The organism is Lysinibacillus halotolerans (assembly GCF_003711845.1).
In the GTDB taxonomy this organism is placed as follows: Bacteria; Bacillota; Bacilli; order Bacillales_A; family Planococcaceae; genus Ureibacillus; species Ureibacillus halotolerans.
Window position 1 is genome coordinate 24,382 of record NZ_RHLQ01000023.1, and the last position, 22,779, is coordinate 47,160.

The 22,779-nt window shown below is 36.2% G+C and carries 18 protein-coding genes and 1 riboswitch; of the genes, 12 read left to right on the forward strand and 6 right to left on the reverse strand.

The window, feature by feature from the left end; genetic code table 11:
• Positions 1 to 28: 28 nt before the first annotated feature.
• Positions 29 to 1,387 (reverse strand): guanine deaminase, encoded by a 1,359-nt coding sequence (guaD, locus tag EC501_RS10420; RefSeq protein ID WP_122972233.1) that lies wholly within the window; start codon positions 1,385 to 1,387, stop codon positions 29 to 31.
• Between the two features lie 228 nt (positions 1,388 to 1,615).
• Here guaD and EC501_RS10425 point away from each other — a divergent pair, with 228 nt between their 5' ends.
• Positions 1,616 to 2,785, forward strand: a complete 1,170-nt coding sequence (locus EC501_RS10425) for an endonuclease Q family protein (RefSeq protein WP_122972253.1) — start codon at positions 1,616 to 1,618, stop codon at positions 2,783 to 2,785.
• A 190-nt stretch (positions 2,786 to 2,975) separates the two neighbouring features.
• Here the strand turns inward: EC501_RS10425 and EC501_RS10430 are convergent, their stop codons facing one another.
• On the reverse strand, positions 2,976 to 3,740 hold the full coding sequence (locus EC501_RS10430) for an alpha/beta hydrolase (RefSeq protein ID WP_122972234.1): 765 nt from the start codon (positions 3,738 to 3,740) through the stop codon (positions 2,976 to 2,978).
• Between the two features lie 193 nt (positions 3,741 to 3,933).
• Between EC501_RS10430 and EC501_RS10435 the strand changes: the two genes are divergently transcribed.
• The 8 genes from EC501_RS10435 to EC501_RS10470 all read left to right on the forward strand — a co-directional run bounded on the left by EC501_RS10435 (position 3,934) and on the right by EC501_RS10470 (position 15,994).
• Positions 3,934 to 4,818 (forward strand): LysR family transcriptional regulator, encoded by an 885-nt coding sequence (locus EC501_RS10435; protein ID WP_122972235.1) that lies wholly within the window; start codon positions 3,934 to 3,936, stop codon positions 4,816 to 4,818.
• A gap of 38 nt (positions 4,819 to 4,856) precedes the next feature.
• Positions 4,857 to 5,732: a tetratricopeptide repeat protein gene (locus EC501_RS10440; RefSeq protein ID WP_122972236.1), complete on the forward strand. Its 876-nt coding sequence runs from the start codon at positions 4,857 to 4,859 to the stop codon at positions 5,730 to 5,732.
• A gap of 215 nt (positions 5,733 to 5,947) precedes the next feature.
• Entirely contained in the window at positions 5,948 to 7,330 is a 1,383-nt protein-coding gene (gene hemG / locus EC501_RS10445; RefSeq protein ID WP_122972237.1) for a protoporphyrinogen oxidase, read from the forward strand.
• A gap of 81 nt (positions 7,331 to 7,411) precedes the next feature.
• Positions 7,412 to 7,512, forward strand: a riboswitch (SAM riboswitch).
• Positions 7,513 to 7,614: 102 nt separating this feature from the next.
• Complete coding sequence (locus tag EC501_RS10450) at positions 7,615 to 9,459, forward strand: bifunctional homocysteine S-methyltransferase/methylenetetrahydrofolate reductase (RefSeq protein ID WP_122972238.1); 1,845 nt, start codon at positions 7,615 to 7,617, stop codon at positions 9,457 to 9,459.
• The gene (gene metH, locus EC501_RS10455; protein WP_122972239.1) at positions 9,452 to 12,883 is read left to right on the forward strand and encodes a methionine synthase; all 3,432 of its coding nucleotides are present in this window, start codon (positions 9,452 to 9,454) and stop codon (positions 12,881 to 12,883) included. Before EC501_RS10450 ends, metH begins: the two co-directional genes overlap by 8 nt.
• A 178-nt stretch (positions 12,884 to 13,061) precedes the next feature.
• The gene (desA, locus tag EC501_RS10460; protein WP_122972240.1) at positions 13,062 to 14,093 is read left to right on the forward strand and encodes a Delta(5) desaturase DesA; all 1,032 of its coding nucleotides are present in this window, start codon (positions 13,062 to 13,064) and stop codon (positions 14,091 to 14,093) included.
• A gap of 163 nt (positions 14,094 to 14,256) precedes the next feature.
• On the forward strand, positions 14,257 to 15,384 hold the full coding sequence (locus tag EC501_RS10465) for a sensor histidine kinase (RefSeq protein WP_174232681.1): 1,128 nt from the start codon (positions 14,257 to 14,259) through the stop codon (positions 15,382 to 15,384).
• 1 nt (position 15,385) lies between these two features.
• Positions 15,386 to 15,994 carry a response regulator transcription factor gene (locus EC501_RS10470; RefSeq protein WP_122972241.1) on the forward strand — a complete coding sequence of 203 codons (609 nt, stop codon included), beginning with the start codon at positions 15,386 to 15,388 and terminating at the stop codon, positions 15,992 to 15,994.
• Positions 15,995 to 16,158: 164 nt separating this feature from the next.
• Here EC501_RS10470 and EC501_RS10475 read toward each other — a convergent pair whose 3' ends face one another.
• The 4 genes from EC501_RS10475 to EC501_RS10490 all read right to left on the reverse strand — a co-directional run bounded on the left by EC501_RS10475 (position 16,159) and on the right by EC501_RS10490 (position 19,313).
• Entirely contained in the window at positions 16,159 to 16,590 is a 432-nt protein-coding gene (locus EC501_RS10475) for a hypothetical protein (protein ID WP_122972242.1), read from the reverse strand.
• A 162-nt stretch (positions 16,591 to 16,752) separates the two neighbouring features.
• The gene (locus EC501_RS10480; protein ID WP_122972243.1) at positions 16,753 to 17,730 is read right to left on the reverse strand and encodes a proline dehydrogenase family protein; all 978 of its coding nucleotides are present in this window, start codon (positions 17,728 to 17,730) and stop codon (positions 16,753 to 16,755) included.
• Positions 17,731 to 17,820: 90 nt separating this feature from the next.
• A complete protein-coding gene (locus tag EC501_RS10485; RefSeq protein ID WP_122972244.1) occupies positions 17,821 to 18,582 on the reverse strand; it encodes an ABC transporter permease in 762 nt (253 codons plus the stop codon).
• Positions 18,579 to 19,313: an ABC transporter ATP-binding protein gene (locus tag EC501_RS10490; protein ID WP_122972245.1), complete on the reverse strand. Its 735-nt coding sequence runs from the start codon at positions 19,311 to 19,313 to the stop codon at positions 18,579 to 18,581. The genes EC501_RS10485 and EC501_RS10490 overlap by 4 nt, the downstream gene beginning before the upstream one ends.
• A gap of 545 nt (positions 19,314 to 19,858) precedes the next feature.
• Here EC501_RS10490 and EC501_RS10495 point away from each other — a divergent pair.
• The 3 genes from EC501_RS10495 (at position 19,859) to EC501_RS10505 (ending at position 22,644) form a co-directional block, all read left to right on the forward strand.
• On the forward strand, positions 19,859 to 21,328 hold the full coding sequence (locus tag EC501_RS10495; protein ID WP_122972246.1) for a nicotinate phosphoribosyltransferase: 1,470 nt from the start codon (positions 19,859 to 19,861) through the stop codon (positions 21,326 to 21,328).
• Positions 21,329 to 21,342: 14 nt separating this feature from the next.
• Positions 21,343 to 22,170 (forward strand): ammonia-dependent NAD(+) synthetase, encoded by an 828-nt coding sequence (nadE, locus tag EC501_RS10500; RefSeq protein ID WP_122972247.1) that lies wholly within the window; start codon positions 21,343 to 21,345, stop codon positions 22,168 to 22,170.
• A 132-nt stretch (positions 22,171 to 22,302) separates the two neighbouring features.
• Positions 22,303 to 22,644 (forward strand): hypothetical protein, encoded by a 342-nt coding sequence (locus EC501_RS10505; RefSeq protein WP_122972248.1) that lies wholly within the window; start codon positions 22,303 to 22,305, stop codon positions 22,642 to 22,644.
• Positions 22,645 to 22,779: the final 135 nt, after the last annotated feature.

The window sequence follows — 22,779 nt, forward strand, 5'->3', positions numbered from 1 at the left end:
TCAAAAATGGACAACGATTAATTTCTGATTATCTTTCATGAACTTTTTCGCCTTGTACCCATACTTGTTGAATGTTTTCCGGGCGTGCTAAGTACATTATTTTTTGGAAGATATCCTCTAAGTCATTATTGAAAATCGGAAGCTTTGCTGATGGGAGCGTCGTGTTAATTATTTGCACATCCCAAGCGTAATTTTCTTCAATGCGCCCAACTGGTAAGCTTAACGCTTCACCACCACCAGCAGTAGCGAAATAAAATGCCTCACTAGTTGTAATACGTGAAGAAGAAACTCCCCGTTTGTCGGCGGATATCGTTGTATCGACTCCTTCTTCTAACATTCTAGCTGCAATTACCGCCTGTCTTACATTATCAAAGAGACTAGGGGAGAAGCCACCGGAGATGTCTGTACCTAAGCCAATCTCAATGCCTAAATCATGCAAATGACGGGCTGGTAAAACCCCATTTGAGAAGAACACATTGGAAATGGGACAGTGGGCAACGGCGGTACCTGTAGAGGCAAATAGTTTAGCATCTTTATCTGCTAAAAAGTTACAATGGGCCATTACAGCTTTTTCTTGTAACAAACCGAAATCATTTAAGGCGAAGGCATCGTGTTTATGGAATCGTTCAATCGCATACCCATGTTGCCAGTCGCTTTCACTACAATGGGATTGGATATGGGTATTATATTTAGCTGCCAATACCCCTAATCCTTTTAATGCCTCGTCCGTACAACTTGGAATAAAACGGGGAGTTACGACAGGATAAACCCCTTGCTTTGTTTGTTCGTTTAGCTCTTGGACGGCAATGATAAACTCTTCCGTTTCTTTTAACGCGATTTCCGTACTTTCATCTCGATAATATTCAGGACATTGATCCGGATTATCCATGACGACTTTTCCAACAAGTCCTCTTTGCCCTAATCTTGCGCAAATTTGAGCTAACAACAAACTGGACTCCTTATGTATTGATGCAAAATATAGGGCAGTAGTAGTTCCATTTGCTAGCAATGTTTGTACTAAGTCTTCATAAACCGATTGGGCAAAGTTTATATCCGAAAATTTCGATTCAATAGGAAAAGTATACGTATTTAACCAGTCATAAAGAGGAAGATCGAGGGCTGTTCCAGCTTGAGCCCATTGTGGGGCGTGGACATGTAAATCAATAAACCCAGGTAATATATATTCCCCGTCTAATAAACGGTGAAAATTGTCTTTCCCTTCATATTCCCTAAGTAAAGTAACGTACTGCTCTTCTTCGGGAGAGACCGTTTTAACAATCATTCCTTTTTCATTAATGCAAAATAAATAGTCTTTTAAAATGCCTACTTCTTCAAAGGTTTTACTTGTAAACGCCGTTCCTTGAAATACATGTGCATAATTCCCCATTCAATATTCCTCCTCTAAACCCAATTTTTTGAAATATTTTATTGATATTATAAGGATAATGGGAATTGAAGTCTATTAGAAATTAGTCAACATATGGATAACTATTGTCAGCGGCTATATATAGGAGAATATAATTTAGAAAATTACTTAAATGTGTATTCGTAACAAAGTGTATGAATTAGGGTATTATTTATAGTAAGAAATTATTATAAGGACGTGTCATCATTGTTGAAAGAAATTTATGCGGATTTACATATTCATATCGGCAGAACGGAAAGTGGACGGGCAGTAAAAATAACAGGAAGCAGAAATTTAACGTTACAGAACATTTTACAAACGGCTACTTCCCGAAAAGGATTGGACTTAATCGGTATTATTGATTGTCATTCACCAGAAGTAATTGAAGAAATAGAACTATTGATTAGAGAAGGAAAAGCAACCGAGCTGTTAAATGGGGGAATTCGATACGAAAAGACAACGCTAATACCAGGAGCTGAAATTGAAATTTACGATGAAAATTGTCACGGACCAATCCATGTATTAGCTTTTTTTCCAACAATCGAAAAGATGAAAGTTTTTTCCCGATGGTTAAGTAGTCAATTAAAAAACATCCATTTAAGCTCCCAACGGGTTTATTGCAGTGGGCGTACGTTACAGCAGAAAGTTCATGAATTAGGGGGATTATTTATACCAGCCCATGTGTTCACTCCCTTTAAAAGTCTTTATGGTAAAGGAGTAAAAAAGAGTTTAACAGAGGTGTTCGATCCCCGATTAATTGATGGCATTGAATTAGGATTAAGCTCGGACACTTATATGGTAAAAGGAATGAGTGAACTTGCCCCCTATACTTTTGTGACAAATTCGGATGCCCATTCTTTAGGAAAGATTGCCCGTGAATATCAAAAAATGCGAGTTGCTGATGCCAATTTTGAAGAATTAAAATTAGTCCTTCATCAACAAGAGGGCAGGACTATTATAGAAAACTTCGGTTTAAACCCGTTATTAGGGAAATATCATGAAACTGTATGTGCCAATTGTGGTGAACAAATAATAGAGGAGACAGAAGGAAGATGTCCTTATTGCGGGAAGGAACAGTTCATAAAAGGGGTATCAAAACGGATAAAAGAATTAACAGATGCGCCGTCATTGCAAATAGAAAGACCTCCCTATACCCATCAAGTCCCTTTAGATTTTATTCCTGGAATTGGGCCGAAAACGATCGAAAAAATGTTAAATGCTTTTGGAACAGAAATGAATATTTTACACAAAGTAACGGTGGAAGATTTAGCGAAGGTCATTCCTGAAAAATTAGCCTATACCATTGATCTTGCTCGGAAAGGAAAAATAGGTATAACGGTCGGTGGTGGAGGGGTTTACGGAAAAATCGAATCAAATTAATGGGAAATAAAAAAACAAGCTACTTGTTTAAGACGGGGAATCTTAAACGTAGCTTGTTTTAAAGGGATGTATGTCACTTGGACATATATTTTATAGCAAATTGGGGAATTTGTGGTTTTGGGATTACCTTTACCACAAAAATTTGCTAGGGGATACGTTATTAATATAGACAACTTTTCTCCATTTCATATCATGAAACTGGATTTTTTTTATCGCTCCATTCAAGTCCTTCGAAGAAACGATATACTTCTTCAAATACAAGTTCTTTTTCTTTATCAAGGGTTAAAATATGCCCTGAATTGATAAAACTTTTAACGGACTTAATGCGAGATTTTACAGAGTTATATATTAAGTCAGCACTTTGACAATAATAATCGTCATCACGAAGTCCACGTAAAATGTGAACCGGAGTTTGAATTTCTGGAAGTTTAGCACTTGTTTCATTAATCATACCTTGTAAATATTCTAAAGAAGGCATGCGGAATTTTTTTGCCAACTCTTGAGGTTGATCCGCTTGTTCATCATATGTGCCGGCTAATTTTTTATATTTAATCGTATAGTCGATAATTCGTTCTTGTAAACTATCTACACTTTTTGCTAAAGCAGGAGCTGACATTGTAACGATTGCTTTTGTAGGACGTTCTTCACCTAATTTTAAAGAGAAGATGCCACCAAGGGATACACCGGCTACGGCGATTTCTTCATAGCCTCGTTTTTTTAACTCGTCATACCCTTCTAATGCACTGTTCCACCATTCGATTGGATTTGTTTGGATCAGTGTATTTGGGTCACCACCATGTCCTTTATATAATGGTGCATGTACAGTATAGTTACGGTCGGATAAATATCTTCCTAATCGTTTTACGTCGTTTGTGTTTCCTGTAAAACCATGAAGTAAAAGAACGGCTCGATTACCTTTCTCAATCGTAAATGGTTTTGGAGGAATGATTTTCATTTTAATAGACTCCTTTAATATTTAGTTGTGACAAACATGAGAATTTTTTAGGCAAAGTGTTGTTTTTTTATTTAAAATTTGATATGCAAACTTGATGTTTAACATTATTATAGTGTTAACAATACATAAGTACAATTTATTGTTTTTATCATAATCATTCCAAATAGTTATCAATTAAAGAGAGGGATACGAAATGGAAATTCAGCAGCTCGAATATTTTAAAACAGTAGCAGAAATGCAACATATGACCCATGCGGCAGAAAAGTTAAATATATCACAACCTGCATTAAGTAAATCCATCTCAAATATTGAACAAGAAATTGGGGTACCTCTATTTGATCGGCAAGGCCGTTCAATCAATTTGAACCGTTACGGCAAGCTGTTTTTAAATAGTGTAGATATCATTTTAGAGGAGTTTGAAAAAGCAAAGGAAGAAATCGGTGGGTTAGTGATGCCCGGGTTTGGTGAAGTAGCCTTTGGATTTATTCATACCCTTGGAATGGAAGTTGTACCAGAATTAATGGCCCACGTTCCAGAAAGATATCCAAATATGAAATTTACCTTAACACAAGCTGCCTCCTATAATTTGTTAAAGTGGTTGGAGGAAGGTCAAATTGATTTATGCTTATCCCAACGGATTACTTCGAAAACGATTGAAATTGATTGGATTGAGCTATGGAGTGAGGAACTATTTGTAATTGTTCCGAAAAATCATCGCTTTGCCAACAGAGAGTCCATTAAGCTTGAAGAAATTAAAGACGAACCTTTTATTTCGATTAAACGGGGGAACGCTTTAAGACTTATTGTTGATAAATTTTTTAAAGAAGCCGGCATTACAACGAATATTACCTTTGCAGCTGAAGAAATGCACACTGTTGCCGGGTTCGTTGGAGCTGGTTTAGGGGTTTCGTTAATTCCGAATGTGAAGGGGTTAAATGATTATAATGTTTGTAAAATCCGTGTTAGTGAGCCGATCTGCGAAAGGAAAATAGGCGTTTCGTGGGCAGCTAATCGGTATTTGTCACCTGCAGCAAATCAATTTAAAAATTATTTAGTGGAATATTTTAAGGAAAAGTAATGGGTAACTTATATTAAATATAGTTAAAGGTGTAGATTATGTTGGTTCATAATTATGAGACGTTCGAAAAATTATTGAAGGATCATTCCCATTTATTCCATAGAGATGAAATCGAAGCTGCTTTGAAATTTTATGTCCTTGCTTTAAGTGGGGATGTTCATGCGATGTTAGAGATTGCTACCGTTTATCGTCATATGGAACACTACAGTGATTCAGTGCATTGGTTAACAGAAGCAGACCACTTGGGACATTTACAAGCGGCGTATGAGCTGGGGAATAGTTATTTTGAAGGATTAGGCGTGGAAGAAGATTATAAGATGGCCTTCGAATACTATAAAAAAGCAGCTGAAAAAGGGCACGCAGATGCAGCCAATAATTTAGCTGATATGTATTTAAACGGTGAAGGGGTTTCCATGAACGAAAAAGAAGCATTACACTGGTTTACGTTCGCTGCATCCAAGGAAGTGGTGGAGGCAATGTATACCCTTGGCATTATGTATGAGCAAGGGATTGGTGTAAAAGTAGATAAGGAAACCGCCTTTCAATATTATTTTAAATCTGCTGAAGGCGGCTATGAGGAAGCTCAATATCGGGTAGGTTCCGTATTTTTAGATGGGTTGCTCGGTCAAGAACGGAATGTACCTGAAGCTTTACACTGGTTTGAACGGGCTGCTAAATCCCACCATATTGATTCCATTTATAATCTTGGCTTTTTATATGAAAATGGATTGGGTGTACTGAGGAATGGTAAAAAGGCACTTTATTATTACAAAAGGGCGGCGCTGCTTGGGGATTATCAAGCGAAATTAAATATCGCAACGATTTATGAATTAGGTTTGGATGTTCCAAAGGATAAAAAAGAAGCGAGTAAATGGCGAAAAGCTGCAATGCATCAAATGGATACTTCGGAGTAAAAAGAATGAGGAAAAGGGATTTCTTATTTTGAACAGTCTTTGTTTGTTAGATATTCATCTAATAGATAAGGGTACTTCAATTGAAAGAAATCTCTTTTTATATAGCAGACAATTTGTTCGACTTCCTTTGATGTGCTAAATTTGTAAAGGAAACTAAAACGTATGTAAAGTTAGACAACCAATATAAATTTTTGAACGATTAGGGAGTTGGCATTATGAAAACAGTTGTTGTTGTTGGGGGAGGAATAACTGGGTTATGTACGATGCATTATTTAATCCGCCAAGCTAAAGAAGGAGAGAAGGTACGTTATATTTTAGCAGAGAAAAATCCCTATTTAGGTGGCAAGATGCATAGCGTAGAGGAAAAAGGATTCATTATGGAAACTGGGGCAGATTCTATTGTAGCGCGACATCCTGGAGTACTTGAACTTATTTCTGATTTAGATTTTGAATCCGAATTAGTATATAACGAGACGGGTATTTCTTATATCCATACAAATAATGAATTACATGCTATTCCTGCAGGGTCTACCTTTGGAATTCCGATGAGTGTTGAATCGTTACAGGCAAGTACGTTAATTTCTGAAGAAGGAAAAAAACGGGTTTTGGAAGATAGCGATATCCCAAATACAAGTTTCACGAAAGAAAGCTCCATTGGGGAGTTTTTAGAATACTTTTTAGGGAAAGAAATTGTCGAGAAGCAAATTGCTCCTGTACTTGCTGGAGTCTACTCGGGAGATTTATATCAATTATCCCTTGCTTCCACATTACCTTACTTAGTCGATTATAAAAATGAGTACGGCAGTATTATGAAAGGGTTCGAAGCCCATAGAGAACAATTTGAAAAAGCAGCAAATAAAAAATTTATCTCCTTTAAAAATGGATTGTCCGCTTTAATTGATCGGTTAGAGGAAATGCTTCCACAAGTGGAATTTTATAAAAATACTGAAACGACAAGTGTATTGAAAAACGATAACGGATATGAAGTGGCATTTTCAAATGGTGAGATAATTCAAGCGGATGTCGTTGTATTAGCCGTACCGAATACAGTTGTAAAAAATGTGTTAAATGATCAAGAACTTGATGGACAACTAGAGAAGTTTACAAATGGTTCAGCTATTACAATGTATTTAGGATTTGATATTCCAGATTCAGTTCTCCCTGCAGATGGCACTGGATTTATCGTATCCCATAATAGTGATTTAGTTTGTAATGCTTCTACTTGGACGAGCCGTAAATGGAAGCATACATCGAAAAACGGTAATTTGCTTGTTCGACTTTTCTATAAAAATAATAATCCGAGATATGAAGAGTTAGCTTCTATGTCAGAAGAAGAGCTAACAAAAGTTGCATTAGAAGATGTCAGACTAAGCTTAAATATTGAAGAGCAACCAGTTGTGGTGAATATTAAAAAGTGGATTAATCAAATGCCGAAATATGATATTGCCCATAATGAAGCTTTGCAAGTTGTTGTAAATGAATTAAATCGAAAGTATCCAAATCTCTTTATTGCGGGATGCTCCTATTTTGGTGTAGGAATTGGTGCGTGTATTGAAAATGGTAAAAATACAGCGAAAAAAGTGTTAGAAGTTTTATAATCATTGAATGGTTAAAAACGTATTGACGAAAACCTTTTTTCAAGATATTATACAATCTAATATTAAAAATTTTTAAATAATTTCTTATCAAGAGAAGCAGAGGGACTGGCCCAATGAAGCTTCAGCAACCAACTTTCAAGTAAGGTGCTAAATCCAGCAGGCGAAAAGCCGGAAGATAAGGAGGAAAATCATTGGATTATTAGCCTTCTTTTCATAAAGAAGGCTTTTTATTTTATATAAATAAACTGAAATTTTTGAAAGTAATAGGTGGGGGTTGAGAAAAAATGGGACTACTTGAAGCGTTAAAGTCAAAGGTGTTAACCGCTGATGGAGCGATGGGGACACTTTTATATTCCTATGGTCTTGATAATTGTCATGAAGAAATGAATATTATTAGACCGGATGTGATTGAAAAAATTCATGGTGAATATATTGCAGCAGGTGCGGATGTTATTCAAACAAATACATATGGTGCCAATGCCATTAAACTAGCACGGTACGGACTAGAATCGAAAGTGGTAGAAATCAATGAGGCTGCCATTGCCCTAGCAAAAAAGGCAGCCAATGGCGGACAATTTGTCATCGGTTCAATCGGAGGGATTCGCGGTGTAAGAAAAAGCGATACAACCCTTGAAGAAATTTTAACGGCAATTCGTGAACAAGCGACTGTATTAATTGATGGTCAAATTGATGGTTTATTACTAGAGACATATTATGACTTCAAGGAACTTTCGGAAACAATCAAAATGCTTCGTTCCATTACCAATATGCCAATTATTGCGCAAGTTTCAATGCATGATCCTGGCGTTTTACAAAATGGTTTGAAATTAAATGTAGCCTTACAACAATTAGAAAAGATAGGAGCTGATATCGTCGGGGTGAATTGTCGATTAGGCCCTCATCACACGATTCAAGCCTTTGAAGGTGTAGAACTTCCAGAGAGGGCATTTTTATCCGCCTATCCCAATGCTTCATTGCTAGCTATCGAAGAAGGGAAAGTAATATACGAATCGGAAGCGGATTATTTTGCTCGAGCAGCAGTGCAACTACGCAACCAAGGTGTCCGTTTAATTGGCGGTTGTTGTGGTACGACACCAAAACATATTGAAGCGGCGAAAAAGTTGCTAGTAAACTTAAACCCGATCATTACAAAAGAAGCAAAGCCGATTCAAGAAATCGTCATTCAAGAGGCGGAACCAAGAAATGCAGAACCGTTACATGAAAAGGTAAAGCGTGAACGGTCGATCATTGTTGAACTTGATACACCGAGACATTTGGAAATCAATACTTTTGTGGAAGGGGCCAAGGCGCTCTATAACGAAGGGGCGGATATCATTATGATGGCCGATAATTCTTTAGCATCTCCTCGTGTTAGTAATATCGCAATGGGCTCTATATTAAAATTGCAACATAATATCCGAGTTATGCCACACATTACTTGTCGTGACCGTAACTTAATTGGATTACAATCCCACTTAATGGGACTAAATGCTGTTGGCCTACACGATGTTTTAGCGGTGACAGGGGATCCAACAAAGGTTGGGGATTTCCCTGGTGCTACTAGCGTCTATGATGTTTCATCCATGGAGTTAATCTCTCTAATAAAACAATTAAATGAAGGTATCTCCTTCTCTGGTAAAGTGTTGCGTAAAAAAGCGAATTTTTCCGTCGCAGCCGCCTTTAACCCAAATGTCCGGGTATTGGATAGAGCAGTTAGTAGGCTTGAGAAAAAAATTGAACACGGAGCAGATTATTTTATTTCTCAACCGGTCTATTCAAAGGAAAAAATTGAGGAAATTTACGAAGCAACGAAACATTTGGATACTCCTATTTATATTGGAATTATGCCATTAACAAGTTTTAGAAGCGCAGAATTTTTACACCATGAAGTGCCGGGAATTAAATTATCAGATGAAGTGTTAGAAAGAATGGAAGCTTGTGAAGGTGATAAAGTTCTAGAAGCTAAAGAAGGGGTAGCAATTGCTAGGGAATTACTTGATACAGCGGTTAGTCGTTTTAATGGAATTTATTTAATCACGCCATTTTTACGCTACGATTTAACAATTCAATTAATGCAATATATCAAACAACTTGATGAGCAAAACAAAGGAGTAAAAGTAAATGCTTAACCATCTGATTGAGGAACAATTGCAAAAACGAATATTAATTATCGATGGTGCAATGGGAACGATGTTACAACGAGAAAACTTATCAGCTGAAGACTTTGGTGGAGAAGTTTTAGAAGGTTGTAATGAAAATTTAGTTCTAACAAGGCCTGACGTCGTAAAAAATATTCACCTAGGTTATTTAAAAGCAGGTGCAGATATTATTTGTACAAATACATTTGGGGGAACGCCGCTTGTTTTAAACGAATACGGACTTGGTGAAAAGGCAGAAGAAATTAATAAACGAGCAGTTGAATTAGCGCTAGAAGCAGTTGAAGCATATTCTACTCCCGAATGGCCACGTTTTGTTGCGGGTGCGATTGGGCCGACTACGAAAACCCTTTCGGTAACAGGCGGCATTACTTTTGATGAGCTTTCGGAAAACTTTTATGTGCAAGCGAAAGCATTAATTGAAGCTGGGTGCCATTTACTTTTACTTGAAACAAGTCAAGATATGTTAAATGTAAAAGCTGCTTCTTTAGGAATCAATCAGGCATTTCGAGAAACGGAGAAAGAACTCCCGATTATGATATCAGCTACGATTGAGCCAATGGGTACAACATTAGCTGGTCAAACAATTGAAGCCTTTTATATTTCCATTGAACATATTAAACCTCTTTCAATCGGTTTAAACTGTGCGACAGGTCCGGAGTTTATGACAGATCATATTCGTTCATTAGCAGATTTATCAACAAGTTATATTAGTTGCTACCCTAATGCTGGGTTGCCTGATGAGGAAGGTCATTATCATGAGACACCTGAATCGTTATCGATAAAACTTCGAGGCTTTGCAGAAAAGGGATGGCTTAATTTAGTTGGTGGTTGTTGTGGTACTACTCCTGACCATATTCAAGCGATTCGCACAGCGGTTGAAGGATATGAGCCACGTCCATTACCTAAAAAAACGCATGGTCATGTTGTATCAGGTATTGAACCACTCCAATATGACGATTCTATGCGCCCGCTGTTTATCGGGGAGAGAACGAATGTCATCGGTTCTCGTAAATTTAAACGATTAATTATTGAAGGGAAATTTGAGGAAGCTGCTGAAATTGCCCGTGCACAGGTGAAAAATGGTGCTCATGTAATTGATGTTTGTTTAGCGAATCCAGACCGAGATGAATTAGAAGATATGCGTAATTTTATGGAAGAGGTTGTAAAAAAGGTAAAGGTCCCTTTAGTGATCGACTCCACAGATGAACACGTAATAGAAGAAGCTTTGAAATATTCCCAAGGGAAAGCCATTATTAACTCGATTAACTTGGAAGACGGGGAAGAACGTTTCGACGCCGTCATGCCGATTGTAAAAAAATATGGCGCATCCGTTGTTGTCGGGACGATTGATGAAAAGGGGATGGCCGTTGATCGCCAGCGTAAATTAGAAGTGGCAGCTCGGTCCTATCAATTATTAACAGAAAAATGGGGGCTTGCTCCAGAAGATATAATATTTGATCCATTAGTATTCCCAGTCGGTACAGGTGATGAACAATATATAGGCGCTGCTGAGGAAACGATTGAAGGGATTCGATTAATAAAAGAAAATTATCCAAATACATTGACGGTATTAGGGATAAGTAATGTATCCTTTGGGTTACCTCCTGTAGGACGGGAAGTTCTAAATGCAGTGTTTTTATATCATTGCACTCAAGCAGGTTTAGATTACGCCATCGTAAACACGGAAAAATTAGAGCGCTATGCATCGATTCCGGAAGAAGAAATTAAATTAGCTAACGATTTAATTTTCCGTACTAACGATGAAACATTGGCGGTATTTACAGATTTTTATCGGGATAAGAAAAAGGAAAAGTCTGTGGCAAATATTCCGGACACGGTGGAGGAGCGACTCGCTTATTACATTATTGAAGGAACAAAGGAAGGATTAATTCCCGATTTAGAAGAAGCGCGAAAGATATTTGATACTCCATTGGACATTATTAACGGTCCGTTAATGGCTGGGATGGCAGAGGTAGGTCGTCTATTTAATGACAATCAATTAATTGTAGCGGAAGTATTGCAAAGTGCAGGTGTGATGAAAGCAGCTGTAGCACACTTGGAACAATATATGGAGAAAAATGAAGATAGTTCAGGAAAGGGGAAAGTTGTTTTAGCAACGGTAAAGGGGGATGTACACGATATTGGAAAAAATTTAGTGGACATCATTTTAAGCAATAACGGCTATAAAGTCGTGGACCTCGGAATTAAAGTGACACCGGCGGAATTAATTGAAGCAATTAGAAGGGAAAATCCTGATTTTGTAGGGCTTTCTGGGTTGCTTGTAAAATCTGCTCAACAAATGGTGTTAACAGCACAAGACTTTAAAGAAGCGGGTATTCATGTGCCGATTTTAGTTGGTGGGGCTGCATTATCGAAACGTTTTACGGAAACGAAAATTGCCGCCCAATATGATGGACCAGTCATTTATTCGAAGGATGCTATGCAAGGATTGGATCATGCGAACCGTTTAATGGATGTGCATGAGCGGGAATCGTTTATTCAAGAACTTCAACAATCTCGTGAAAAACGACTTCTTGCTGATGAAAAACGAGCAGCTCGTCCCCAAGTAACCGTGATGGAAAAGCCTGTTCGAACAGTTCGGGATGCTCCAGTTTATATACCGAAGGATTTAGTGCAACATATTAAACGAAACTATTCAGTAGCCCATTTACACCCATATGTGAATATGCGTACTTTAATAGGGCATCATTTAGGGCTAAAGGGAAATGTGGGAAAACTTTTAGCTGAAAAGGATGAAAGGGCGACCGAACTCCATGAATTAGTAAATGATTATTTACGTTCTGATTTATTAACACCATCAGGTATGTATCAATTTTTCCCTGCCCAGGCAGATGGAGATGATGTGGTCATTTATAGCCCGGAAGATCGTAATACTGAAATTGAACGATTCCATTTTCCGCGTCAGAAAGAAGCGCCATTTCTATGCTTAGCCGACTTTTTGAAAACGGTAGAAAGCGGCGAGATGGATTATGTCGCATTAATGGTTGTAACGGCAGGTCATGGCGTGAAAAATGTGGCAGACGAATTAAAGAAAGATGGTAAATTTTTAGAAAGTCATGCTCTCCTTGCAACGGCATTAGAGTTGGCAGAAGGTTTTGCGGAAAGGATTCATCAGGAAATACGTGACGTTTGGGGCTTCCCTGATGCAACTGATTTTACAATGCGAGAACGTTTTGCAACAAAATATCAAGGGCAACGTTTCTCCTTTGGTTATCCTGCATGTCCAAATCTAGAAGATCAAGAAAAGTTGTTTAAACTATTGAAGCCGGAACAAATCGGTGTTCAATTAACGGAAGGTTACATGATGGAGCCGGAAGCGAGTGTTTCTGCAATTGTGTTTGCCCACCCAGATGCTCGATATTTCAATGTATAAACATATGGCTAATATGGATAAAGCTATCTTAAAATCAATATTTTAGGATAGCTTTTTCTTCTTTAGTATGTTGTCATATGACATTTGTAATGTGTTATTTATGATGTTTGCTTCTATTAAGATTCGCCCTCTTTTTTTAAAATGGTTGTAGATATTAAAAGAGGAAGAGGGTATTTCATTGGCTAAGACGGATGCTGAAAAAACAAAGCAATTACGTAAAGAAGTAGCGCCTTTTGCGAAGTCTGAAACAAAAACGAGTATTTTTCAGATAATCAACACAATTGTTCCCCTACTGGTTATTTGGGGTGCAGGTTATTACTTATTACAATTTTCGCCTTGGTTCACTGTAGCTTGTAGTATTGTTGCCGCTGGTTTTGTTGTTCGAACGTTTATCATTTTCCACGATTGTACACATGGTTCATTTTTTAAAAGTAAAAAAGCGAATGATTTAGTTGGAAATATAACGGGGATACTAACATCTTTTCCTTATGAAAAATGGAAAAGGGAACATACGATTCACCATGCGACGAGCTCTAATTTAGATAAGCGCGGAATTGGTGATATCGATATGTTAACAGTGGATGAGTATTTAGAGAAGTCTAAGCTTGGTCGTTTTGCATACCGATTATATCGTAATCCTCTCGTTATGTTCGGGTTAGGTCCTTTATATATGGTGTTAGTGTTAAATCGTGTTAATCGAAAAGACGCGAAGAAAAAAGAACGTATGAACACACACTTTGCGAATGCCATATTATTAATTCTTTGTGCAACGCTTATACTCGTGTTTGGTTGGCAAACGTTTTTATTAGTGCATGGCCTTACTTTATTTATTGCTGGATCCCTCGGTATTTGGTTATTTTACATTCAACATACTTACGAAGATTCGTATTTTGAATACAATTCAGAGTGGGATTATGTTAAGGCTGCAGTGGATGGTAGTTCCTATTATAAATTACCGAAAGTTTTACAATGGGTTACTGGGAACATCGGATTTCATCATGTCCATCATTTAGCGCCAAGGGTACCAAATTATCATTTGGAGGCAGCCCATGAATCCATTCCGCCACTTCAAAAGGCGACAACAATCACGCTAAAAAGAAGTTTTGAATCCATTCGTTATAAATTATATGACCCGAAAAATAAAAGGTTTGTTTCATTTAAAGAAGTAGATGAGACGGCAAGGGTAAAAAATAAATCGGTTCAAGCATAGGGGAAAACAGTGGGAGATGCATTGGGGTTATCATTTATGTGTAAAATAAATTAGGGTGTAAAAATTTACGGTGTTGGTCTTTTAGAGCAACACCGTGATTTTGTTATAATGATAATAAAACCGATAGTAAAGATTCGAAACTATAAGAAGTGTGAGGAATGTCATGCACAGCTGGTATACAATTTTACCGAAAAATCCATGGATCAGTATTTATGTATGGATTATTTTTTGTATTTTGCCCTTTTATTTCATTATTAAGTCCTTTTCCTTTGTTCAAATTAACATTGGTGTTGTATTAATTTTACTTTATTTCTTATCCCATCGATTTTCCTTTAATGCGAAAAACGGCTTAGTATATATGTGGGTCAGTTTTGAAATGGTATTAAATATTGCGATGACATTGATGTTTGGCTATGTGTACTTATCATTATTTACTGCTTTTTTCATCGGAAACATTCGTAATCCGGTTGGTTTTTACATTATGTATGGCTTACATATTGGCTTTACGATTTTATCAATTGTGTTAGGATACTTTATCGATTTAGATTTATTTTTATCTCAAACACCTTTCATCATTATTACAGTTGTAGGCGTCGTTCTATTGCCCTTCACTTTATATAGTCGGAATAAGCGAGAAAAGTTACAAGGGCAGCTCGAAACAGCTAACGAGCGTATTGCGGAATTGATTATTCACGAAGAGCGTCAACGTATCGCCCGTGACCTTCATGATACATTAGGGCAAAAACTTTCGATGATTGGTTTGAAAAGTGATTTAGCTAGTCGACTTGTGACAAAAAATCCAGAACAAGCAATTCAAGAAATTAAAGATATTCGTCATACAGCAAGTATAGCGTTAAAGGAAGTTCGGGAACTTGTGTCAGATATGCGGGCAACGAAGCTTCATGAAGAGTTAATTAGAGTAAAAGAAATTTTAAAAGCAGCTGAAATTGACTATGAAATTAATGGAGATAGTAAAGAGTTACAACTTCCTGTTTTAGTAGAGAGTGTTTTAAGTATGTGTTTAAAAGAAGCAGTTACGAATGTAGTGAAACATAGTAATGCAAAAAAATGTACAATAACGATAGAACAAAATCATAATGAAGTGTTATTAACGATTTTTGATAATGGGAAAGGGTTTAACGAGAAGTTAAACTTAATTGGAAATGGGTTAAGAGGTATGCAAGAACGACTTGAATTTATTAATGGTACGGTTACTTTTGAAAATCGTAAGGGTACGGAAGTTTTAATTAGTGTGCCATTAACTATTACCCATCAGAAAGGAAGTGATTAACTTGATTCGCATTGTGATAGCTGAAGATCAAGGGATGTTACTTGGAGCGATGAATTCGTTACTGAATTTAGAAGATGATATGGAAGTAGTCGGCTTGGCTAAAAATGGAGAAGAAGCGATTGAATTAGTGCATGAGTTAAAACCGGATATTTGTATTATGGATATTGAAATGCCAGTCAAAACAGGTTTAGATGCAGCGGAAGAATTACGGGAAAATACAACATGCAAAATTATTATTTTAACGACATTTGCTAGACCGGGGTATTTCGAACGGGCAAGAAAAGCGGGTGTGCGAGGGTACTTATTAAAGGATAGCCCTATCGAAGAATTAGTTCATTCGATTCGAGTGATTATGGATGGACGGCGTATTTATGCACCTGAACTAGTAGATTTTGTTTACGAAGATGAAAGTGAAAATCCTTTAACAGAAAGAGAAAGCCAAGTATTAGAACTTGTGGCAAAGGGAAAGACAACGAAGGAAATAGCAGCTGAGTTGTACCTTTCAGCTGGTACAGTTCGAAATTATATCTCCACAATATTAGATAAGCTCGGGGTAGGTAACCGAATTGAAGCCATTTCCAGATTTAAAGAAAAGGGATGGAATAAATAAAAGAGCGAAGGGCGCTAGTTTTCTTCCAGTGACATTTAACCATATATCGTAAGTGGGGGAAGAAAGTTGAAGGGAGAAAACGGCGCCTGAAGCTAAATATAAAGAAAATTGGAGGGTCCGCTTAGCTCCGTTATATTCTAAAGGTAGTTGCCTCTTTAGTTAACTTAATTCTTTGGATATTGGGCTGTATAATACTCCTGACCTTCTTCATCTTCAATAATTCTATCTCCAACTTTTTTAAAGACTAACGATAGCCCGTTATCGGCTGTAATATTATATTTGTCCCCTTTTGTCTTTATTTCAGCATTTTTAAAGGTTAATTCAACGTCCTCTCCAGTACTTTTAGAAGTTTTTGAAATAATATCATCTAAACTTGTTTTTTCTCTCGCCTGTTTACTGTAACTTCCTAAAATAATGATTTCGTTTTCTATTAATGATCCGATCGTTTGGTTTTGCCGATTAGTAAATAAATTATCTTCAAAATCACTTTTATCTGCCGTAAACTCTCCTTTGTTTGTCTCCTGTTCTTCTGAACATCCAATTATAAAAATGAAGATTAGTAAAGAAAGGGTAAGAAAACTAAACTTCTTTAACATTTTAATACCTCCCTGTAAATGATTATTTAATTATACGATTCAAATGTAATTTCGTTTCTTTATTATTTGAATATTTTGTATTTTATTAGATTATGAGGTATATATTAGGAGGTGGAAGAAAAAAGAAAGACAAACCCGTCATTAGGTTTGTCTTTTTTGAAGTTATTTTGATTTTTTCGTTAAACGGCCTAATACAAATGCAGCTGCAGCGACGCCTAACACTGTATTTGTTTTTTTCGTAAATACTTGTTTTGTTACAAGATTTAAGTTTTGCGGACGTTCAGCTAAACGGCGCATGAAATATCCATACCAGTCGCTTCCGAAAGGTACATAAGTACAGAAATTATATCCTTCTTTTACAAGCTCTAATTGCATTTCTTTTCGGAAGCCGTAAAGCATTTGGAATTCAAATTTATCCTTCGAAATGTTGTGATCTTTTACAAATTGTTTTACATGGTTAATGACATTATGGTCATGTGTTGCAATCGATGTGAATTTACCATTTAGTAAATGATATTCAATTAACTCGATAAAGTTTAAATCGATATCGTGTTTTTCTTGGTAAGCGACATCTGCTGGTTCTTTATAAGCACCTTTTACAATTCGTAAGCGGTAGTTTTTATATTTTTCAATGTTTTCTTGTGCATTAAAGAAATAGGCTTGGATTACAGTACCAACATTATCGTAAGTTTCAGATATTTTATCTAACAAATCAAATGAAGGTTGAAGTCGTGCATAGTTTTCCATATCAAAGTTTACGTGCATATTATACTCAGCAGCTTTTCCAACGATCTCCATTAAGTTATCGTAACAAAAATCGTAATCGATATCTAAACCAAGTTGAGATGGTTTTAAGGAAATATGAGCATCTACGCCATTTTCATGAATTGCTTCGATAACTGCTAAAATTTGCTCTTTTGCTTTAGTTGCTTCAGATCTTTCATATACGAATTCACCAAGGTTGTCGACAGTACAAGAGATTCCTTGTGCATTTAATTCCTTCATGCTTTTGATTACTTCAGGAATGTTTGTACCTGCTACAACACTTTGTGCTCCTAATTTTAATCCGTATTTTTGAGCAGCGTTATTTAAAAATTGATTTTCAGATAAATTAATGAAAAAGTCACGTAAAATTGGCATAATTGTAACCTCATTTCTAATTTTTGAATAATTATAACATACATAAAATTAATATTATTGAATTGGGAATAATGAAAAAATTTTGAATTATTATTTTGATATTGAGTTTTTAATAATCTGCATTCGCTCATTAAATAGAGTAGGGTAACTTAAAAAGCCGATTAAAATACTGGATATCGCGGCTGTCGTTAATAAAGCGAAAATAATTAAAAGTTGAAATTGAACTGCTTGTACAGGATCCGCTCCCCCAATAATTTGTCCGCTCATCATACCAGGTAATTGCACAAGTTCGATGGTTTTTTGACTTTCGATTGTCGGAATCATACTTGCTCTAATGGCGTTGGTCAATTGATTGTGAATGGCTTGTTTAGGTGTACCTCCTAGAGATAAAATAAGTTCCACCTCATCACGACTAGCTTCAATTTCCGCAGTAAATCGATTTAAAAATAGTATGGATAAAACCATCGAGTTCCCAATTAACATCCCACTTATTGGAATAATATATTGGGCCGTAGCGGGAACGATGTGAAATCCTAACAATATCCCTTGAGTTACAGCCTCGATAACGATAAGAGTTAAGGCGATCTTCCATGTAATGCCCTTAATAGCTTTTCCTTTTTTTCTAGCATTTAACGTCGCAGTTCCAATCATCAGTGTAATCATTAATAAAATATAAATAATATGTTCTGAATCAAAAACAAATTTTAAAACGTAACCAACTGCAAGTAATTGAACAATCGAACGAACTGTTGCGATAATTGTATCCTTTTCAAGATCTAACTTTAAAGTTTTGGATAGGAGTAGCGGAATGAGTACGAATATTAATGTTAATGATAACGTCGTATAGGTCATAAATCTTGTACCCCGTTTACGAATTGTTGAATCCGTTCATTTGTTGACGTACTTAAAATCGTACTTTCTCCCGTTTCTAACAATTGACCTTCCATCATAATCCAAGTATAGTGTCCTATTCGTTTTGCCTGTTCAATATTATGGGTAATCCAAATCATAGTAACACCATATTTTTGATTAATTTTCAGAATTAATTGTTCAATTTCGTTAACAGACGTTGGATCGAGAGCGGATGTAATCTCATCTAATAAAAGGATTTTCGGACGATTTAATAATGACCGGGCAATGGAAATTTTTTGTTTTTGACCACCGGATAAATCTTCGGCTTGTCGATGTAAAAAAGTATGGTCTAATCTGACATCTTCTAAAAATGAAATAGCATCTTTTTCAGGCAATTTTTTATTTTGCAATGTAAAAGGTAATGAAAGATTGTGAAAAACAGTACCTCTTATAATAGGGGCGCTTTGTAGGGCAATACCTACACTTTTTCGAAGGTGTGTCGGTTCATAGGAATGAATAGGTTGATCTCCAATAAAAATATCTCCAGTTGTAGGAGAGATAAGTCCGTTGCACATTTTTAGAAGTGTAGATTTTCCAGCACCAGATGGTCCAACTAGGGTGGTAATTTTTCCTTTATAAAATTCGCCAGTAATGTTGTTTAAAATGGATAAATCATCAATCTCGTAAAAAACATTTTGAAATGAGATGGCAATTTCGTTTAATGAATTCATTTTTTTCTCCTAACAGTCAAATCTAAACTTATTATACCGGTAAATGTTAAGTTAACAAATAGTCATCCGAATACAAAAAAAGCTAACTCGTAAGATTTGGGGGCACGAGTTAGCTCAAATATATTGATAACTAGCTTGTTAAGGGGAACAAGGCTAGCAATCTACGAAAATGGAGAAAAGAAAATGAATTTGATATTTTTTCTGATCTTATAAAAGGAATTTTCAATTCATTGTGTTACTATATATAACATGATAATTGGTTAGAATGAAAAAATCAATATATTTTTAGTATTCCGTGTAAGAAAATATAACATAGAAACACGTATTGTGGCTGTATATCTATTAAAATAGTATTGGTGACGTTAACATAGCTTATTGATTTTCTTTAACACTGATGATTTTATTTAATGGTATAAGTTTTATGTGTCAGAAAAAATAACATTAAGTAATAAATTTTTGGTAAAAAATCGGATGAATCAATAACTCGTTTTTTGTTAAATAGTGTATACTATGACTAATTATGAAACTGGAAGAAGGGGCATCATATGAAATCGAATTATGCTGATGACAGCTTAACTTTACACACGGATCTTTACCAAATAAATATGGCGGAAAGCTATTGGGCAGATGGCATTCATAATCGTAAGTCGGTTTTTGAATTGTATTTTAGAAAACTACCTTTCGGAAATGGTTATGCTGTATTTGCAGGATTGGAACGAATCTTAGAGTATTTAAGAAATTTCCGTTTTTCGGAATCTGACATCGCATATTTATCTGAGGAATTAGGATATAAAGAGGATTTTATCGAGTACTTAAAAAATATTCGTTTTACTGGTTCTGTTTATTCGATGAAAGAAGGCGAATTAGTTTTTGCCAATGAGCCGATTATCCGAATTGAGGCGCCCCTTGTGGAAGCCCAATTAATCGAAACTGCACTATTAAATATTGTCAATTATCAAACGTTAATTGCGACAAAGGCGAGTCGCATTAAACAAATCATAAAAGATGAATCCGCGGCGGAATTTGGTTCACGTAGAGCGCAAGAAATGGATGCGGCGATTTGGGGGGCAAGGGCTGCTATTATAGGTGGGTTTGATTCTACTTCCAATGTCCGTGCAGGGAAACTATTTAATATCCCTATTTCAGGCACCCATGCCCATGCCATGGTACAAGCGTATAAAAGTGAGTATGATGCATTTCATTCTTATGCGAAACGACATAAAGATTGCGTGTTTTTAGTAGATACGTATAACACTTTAAAATCAGGAGTTCCGAATGCGATTCGAGTTGCTAAAGAATTGGGAGATAAAATTAATTTTATCGGTATTCGACTCGATAGCGGAGACATAGCCTTCTTATCAAAAGAGGCTAGACGAATGTTGGATGAAGCTGGTTTTACTGATGCAAAAATTATTGTCTCAAACGATTTAGACGAATATACGATTTTGAATTTAAAAGCTCAAGGGGCTAAAGTGGATTCATGGGGTATTGGTACGAAATTAATAACTGCCTATGACCAACCTGCCTTAGGTGCTGTTTATAAATTAGTCTCCATTGAAAATGAAGAAGGGGTTATGGAAGATACGATTAAAATTACGGCTAATGCGGAAAAAGTATCTACCCCTGGTTTAAAAAAGGTATACCGTATTATTAATCGTGTAAATGGGAAAGCGGAAGGCGATTATATTACGATGGCGGATGAAAATCCCCATGAAGAAGAACGAATTAAAATGTTCCATCCGGTGCATACATTTATTTCGAAGTTTGTAACAAATTTTGAAGCGAAGGATCTCCATGTCAAAGTAATTGATGAAGGGGAATTTGTTTACGAAAGTCCTTCAGTAAAAGAAATGCAGCAATATGCCTTCGAAAATTTAGAGTTAATATGGGATGAATATAAACGATCGTTAAATCCGGAAGAATATCCAGTTGATTTAAGTCAAAAGTGTTGGGACAACAAGATGAGAAACATTCAAGAAGTTCGTAACATGATTCATGATAGTGAAATTCGCTAAAAGGAGTGGTATTTGTGGGAGAGTTGCAAAAACGGATTATTGAAGAATTAAAAGTGTTACCAGAGATTAATCCCCATGACGAGGTGCGAAAATCAGTTGACTTTCTAAAGGAATATGCAAAAAAACATTCTTTTTTGAAGGGCTTTGTCATTGCAGTAAGTGGTGGGCAAGATTCGACGTTGACAGGAAAGCTTATTCAAATAGCGGTAGATGAGTTGAATGAAGAAGCGGGAGAGCAAAAATATTCCACATTCGCTGTACGTCTTCCGTATGGTGTTCAAGCGGATGAAGATGATTGTCAAGATGCTATTGAGTTTATTCAACCGACTAAAGTATTCACGATAAATATTAAAAAAGCTGTCGATGCCAGTGTCAGCTCATTAGAAGAAGCTGGAGTTGTTTTGAGTGATTTTGCTAAAGGAAATGAAAAGGCCCGTGAACGAATGAAAGTACAATATTCTATTGCAGCTATGAATAACGCAGTTGTAGTAGGTACTGATCACGCCGCTGAAGCGGTAACAGGTTTTTATACGAAATACGGTGACGGTGGGGTCGACTTAACGCCGATTTTCCGTTTGAACAAACGTCAAGGAAAACAAATTTTAGCCTATTTAGGTTGCCCGGAACATTTATATTTAAAAACGCCTACAGCGGACTTAGAAGAAGATAGACCGGCTTTACCGGATGAGACGGCTTTAGGTGTAACCTATGAAGTGATTGATGATTACTTAGAAGGAAAAGGAGTACCAGAGGAATCTAAAAAGATTATTGAAGGTCACTACATCCGATCTCAACATAAACGTCATTTACCGATTACGATTTTTGATGATTTCTGGAAGTAACTTATAGTTTATTAATTGGAGAAAAGATACGCGAGAATGTTTAAATTAAGCATTCTTGCGTTTTTGCTATTTGTTTTTCGATGTAAATTAAAAACTCTTTCAAGTTCGAAAGAGTATGTGAGGTGTGGGATAATGAGAACTTCTAGGGTTCAACCGACTCCGAGTGCTATTTTTCGAAATTCAAGACAGTATTTGCAATCTGGTGAACAGTTTTATCGTTTAATGGAAGATGGTGGCTACCATCCTTATGACCATCAGCGTGAACCTCAAAGAAGGAAAAAACAGAAGGATCAAGCAAAAGATGTTCAAAAGAGGGTGTTGAAGAAAACTTCAACAAAACTATTAGTAAAAGGGATGTATTTTGATACGGATTCTATTGCCTCTGTACAGAATAGTCTGTTAAAACGTTCAGCCACGATTAATTCCTCTTATAATAAAGTATCTCGTATTCAAACATACCGAACTTCGATTTAAAATAGCGGGTTTCTCAAATATCATTTTGGGAAACCTTTTTTTATTTTAAGTAAAAGATAGGGGGAAATGAATCTTTTGTATATTTTTGTAAAAAAATAGGTATATTCAATACTGTTAAGTTGTATTCCTTATAAC